Raw genomic sequence first — 3,627 nt, forward strand, 5'->3', positions numbered from 1 at the left:
TCGTAGGTGAAGGCCTCCTCGTTCGCCTCGGGGCGGTTGTAGTACTGCTTCATCACGTTGGGACCGGAGATGACGATCTCGCCGACCACGTCGTCGAGTTCCGTCTCGTCGTCGACGGGGCCCTCAGGGACGGGGTCGACCTCTTCGAAGTCGTGGTCGACGACCTTCGAGTCGACTCCGGGCAGCGGCTTGCCGATGGAGCCGGGGCGGCGGTCACCGGGCCGGTTGGCGTGGGTGACCGGCGCCGTCTCGGTGAGGCCGTAGCCCTCCATCAGGTCGGGTTCGAACAGTTCCTCGAACCGGCGCATGACCTCAAGCGGGAGGCTGGAGCCGCCAGCGTTGGCGAAGCGGACCGACGCGAGGTCGTATTGGTCGGCATCGGCGTAGTTGACCATGTCGTTGAACATCGCCGGGACGCCGTGGACGATGGTGAGTTGCTCCGATTCGATGAGTTCGAGCGCCTCGCCGGCATCCCATTCGGCCATCGGCCAGAAACTCCCGCCCTCGTAGAAGGTCGCCAGCATCGTCACCGTCATGCCGTAGATGTGGAAGAGTGGGAGGACGCCGAGCATCTTGTCGTCGTCGTAGATGCCGTCGTGAATCGCCGGTGAGGCCTCCGCCTCGAAGGAGAGGTTCGCGTGGGTCAGCAGGACGCCCTTCGGCGTGCCCGTCGTCCCCGATGTGTAGGGCTGGCAGGCGACGTCGTCGTCCTCGCGGGCGACCGTCTCGAGCATCTCGTCGGCGAGGAACGCGTCGTATTCGGTGGCGCCGTCGGCGTCGCCGGCGACGCTGACCACGGTGTGGACGTCGGTGTCGTCTTGGACCTCCTGAACCTGTGGGACGAGGTCCGAGAGCGCGACGACGGCGACCGCACCGCTGTCGCCGAGCAGGTGCTCGATCTCACGGGACTTGTACTGGGGGTTCATCGGGACGACGATACCGCCGGCCCGAAGCACGCCGTGGAACGCGACGACGTACTGGGGCAGGTTGGGCAGGTAGATGCCGACCCGGTCGCCGGGTTCGACGCCGGCGTCGGCCAGCGCCTGCGCGAACTGGCCGGCCTGGGCCCAGAACTCCTCGTAGGTGAACTCCTGTCCTCGGAAGCCGATGGCCGTCGCATCGGGCGACTCCGCGACCGTCTCCTCGATGTCCGTGACGAGATTCGTCATCACCGGAACGTAGCGTTCGTTGGGCGTAAAGGTTATTTTCGCCACACAGCGTTAAGTCGATGTCAGCACTTTCTTTCAAGTGGTAATAATCTACAACTCACATCGCCCGTCAGCAACCGGATTCGATGGGTTCTATTGGCCCGTCGTCGAACCCGCACCCGATGGACGGTCGCCCGACACCCCTCGAGAACGCGGCGCTACTGACACTGGGCGGCCTCGGGTACGGTGCGTTGCTTTTCGTCTGGTTTTCCCTGCCGGCATATCTCAATCCCATCATCGAGGCCCTTGGCTTGACCGGCACGCAGGCCGGCGTTCTCGCCGGCGCCATACCGCTGACGTACATCCCGATCGGCCTCGCCAGCGGCCTCGTCATCGACCGCTTCGGCGCGCGACTCGGCATCGGCGCTGGCATCACGCTTGCCGGGCTCGGCCAACTCGGTCGGGCGTTCATGGAGACGTTCCCGACGATGCTCGCCTGTACGCTCCTGATGGGCATCGGCGCGACCGGTATCACCTTCGGCATGCCCAAGCTCGCCTCCGAACTCTACCCCGCCGATCGGGTCGGGCGGGCCGCTTCCGTCTACCTCATCGGCTCCTACGCCGGCAGCGCGTCCGTCTTCGCCTTCGGCCGGTCGGTACTCGGCCCCGCCCTCGGCGGCTGGCGGCCGCTGTTCGTCGCCAGCGGCCTCGGTACTCTCGTCGTCGCCGCCGTCTGGGCCGCCGCCGCGTGGTACGTACCCACCGGCCGCCACGAGACCGACGACGACGGCGATTTCTCGCTTGCTTCGCTGACCGCCGATCTGCGCGCCGTCCTCGGCCACCGCGACCTTCGATTGCTCGTCGTCCTCGGGACAATGTACCTGCTCGTCCTCCACGGGGTGCAGGGCTGGCTCGTCACCGTCCTCGAAACCCGCGGCCTCGATGCGGGGCTGGCCGGCACCGTCACCAGCCTGCTCGTCGTCGGACAGGTCGCCGGCGTCCTCGTCGTCCCCGTCGTCGCCGAACGCCTCGACCGCACCCGCGGTGCGCTGGCCGTCTGCGGCAGCCTCGCCTGTGCCGGCGTCCTCGGCCTGCTCGCCGAACCGGCCATCGCCCTCCTGCTCGTCGCACCCGTGATGCTCATCGGCTTCGGTATGGGCGGGCTCTCGCCCCTTATCAGGGCCATCCCGGTCGAACTGGACGGCATCGGACCGGAGTTGACCGGCACCGCCGTCGGCATCGTCTTCGCCGTCGGCGAGATCGGCGGCTTCCTCGGCCCCGTCATCATCGGCACCCTGCGGGATGTCACGGGCTCCTTTACCCCCGGCCTGCTGCTGTGTGCGGTCGCCACCCTCGTCGCCGCCGGCGCGGGCGTGGCGATGTCGTCACTCGATGCATGAAAGACAGCGGCGAAACGAACGGCCGACAGCGACGGTCGGTCAGTCGTCGCGGTCTGCGCCGGCCTCGACGTTGGCCAGCGAAACGTCATCACTATCGAGCGGGGTCTCGGATGCCGCGTGCTCGCCCGGCAGCCCCTCGACCTCGCCGAGGCGACGAAGCGCCCGGTGGCGGGTCACCGCGAGCGTGATGCGGTTCGCGAGCAGTTCGTAGTGGTGGGTGCCGGTCTCTTTCTGGATGTAGTCGGTCGCACCCGCCGACATCGCTCGGGTCACGATCTCCTCGCCCGTCCGGTTGGTAAACAGCACGAAGGGAAACTCGGGATACTCCTGACGGAGCTGACGGCAGAGCTCCAGCCCGTTGCATTCGGGCATATCGAAGTCACTGACGATGCAATCGACCCGTTCGTTCTCGATGTACGCCGGAACGGCCGTCGGGTCCGACTCGCTGTGCACGGTTATCGAATCATCGGCACGTTCCAACAGTTCCGCCGCTAGGTCCCGGAAGGCGGAGTCGTCGTCGACGTGCAATACCTGGATCGGATCGTCCATGATTAGATCGTCCAGTGGATGCGCCGTGGTGGCTGCGACACGTTACGAACGCTCGTCGGCAGCTAGTTCCTGCTGGATGGCCTCGTAGCAGCCATCACACAGCGGTACCTCGTCGTGGTTCGTGTTCCGCACCAGCAACTCGTAGGTATCGACGTCGTCGGCCCCACAGTTGATACAGCTCTCCTCGCCCATGTTCCTTATTTCCGCACCCAACCTTAATAAAACACACCACCGTTTCGACTCGTAAAGGTCACGTCGCCGAAACGCACGCAATCTTTTTAACGAAATAGCACGGAAATATCTAGCCATGACTGGTTCGTCGGTCGTTGCGGCACGCTCGTCCTTCCTGCTGGAGAGGTCCACGAAGGACGAGCAGTCGACGACCGACGGCCGCCTCGACCGGCCGACGGACGCCGAATTACGCCACGTCCGAACCGATGGAGGGGACCGATGAAGGATACGGTCGTCCCCCGATTCGAATCGCTCATCGGACAGTCCGGCGTCCATATTCGCGATCCGGTCGAAGACGT

General features: G+C 65.7%; 5 protein-coding genes. 2 read left to right on the forward strand and 3 right to left on the reverse strand.

Annotated features, from left to right (window positions below; all coding sequences use genetic code 11):
* Positions 1 to 1,169 (reverse strand): AMP-binding protein (locus V5A53_RS13755; RefSeq protein ID WP_332314189.1); only part of this gene is annotated, 1,169 nt, incomplete at its 3' end.
* 161 nt (positions 1,170 to 1,330) lie between these two features.
* Here V5A53_RS13755 and V5A53_RS13760 point away from each other — a divergent pair.
* Positions 1,331 to 2,548 carry an MFS transporter gene (locus V5A53_RS13760; RefSeq protein WP_332314190.1) on the forward strand — a complete coding sequence of 406 codons (1,218 nt, stop codon included), beginning with the start codon at positions 1,331 to 1,333 and terminating at the stop codon, positions 2,546 to 2,548.
* Positions 2,549 to 2,587: 39 nt separating this feature from the next.
* On the opposite strand, the gene V5A53_RS13765 is transcribed toward V5A53_RS13760, so the two are convergent.
* Positions 2,588 to 3,097 carry a response regulator gene (locus V5A53_RS13765; RefSeq protein ID WP_332314191.1) on the reverse strand — a complete coding sequence of 170 codons (510 nt, stop codon included), beginning with the start codon at positions 3,095 to 3,097 and terminating at the stop codon, positions 2,588 to 2,590.
* A gap of 42 nt (positions 3,098 to 3,139) precedes the next feature.
* Positions 3,140 to 3,289, reverse strand: a complete 150-nt coding sequence (locus V5A53_RS13770; protein WP_332314192.1) for a hypothetical protein — start codon at positions 3,287 to 3,289, stop codon at positions 3,140 to 3,142.
* Between the two features lie 115 nt (positions 3,290 to 3,404).
* Between V5A53_RS13770 and V5A53_RS13775 the strand changes: the two genes are divergently transcribed.
* Complete coding sequence (locus tag V5A53_RS13775; protein ID WP_332314193.1) at positions 3,405 to 3,551, forward strand: hypothetical protein; 147 nt, start codon at positions 3,405 to 3,407, stop codon at positions 3,549 to 3,551.
* The last annotated feature ends 76 nt before the right edge of the window (positions 3,552 to 3,627 follow it).

The organism is Natronomonas sp. (assembly GCF_036625485.1).
Lineage (GTDB): Archaea > Halobacteriota > Halobacteria > Halobacteriales > Haloarculaceae > Natronomonas.

Coding starts and splice junctions, on each gene's coding strand:
- V5A53_RS13775 (WP_332314193.1), top strand. CDS start 3,405: ATGACTGGTTCGTCGGTCGTTGCGGCACGCTCGTCCTTCCTGCTGGAG.
- V5A53_RS13770 (WP_332314192.1), bottom strand. CDS start 3,289: ATGGGCGAGGAGAGCTGTATCAACTGTGGGGCCGACGACGTCGATACC.
- V5A53_RS13765 (WP_332314191.1), bottom strand. CDS start 3,097: ATGGACGATCCGATCCAGGTATTGCACGTCGACGACGACTCCGCCTTC.
- V5A53_RS13760 (WP_332314190.1), top strand. CDS start 1,331: ATGGACGGTCGCCCGACACCCCTCGAGAACGCGGCGCTACTGACACTG.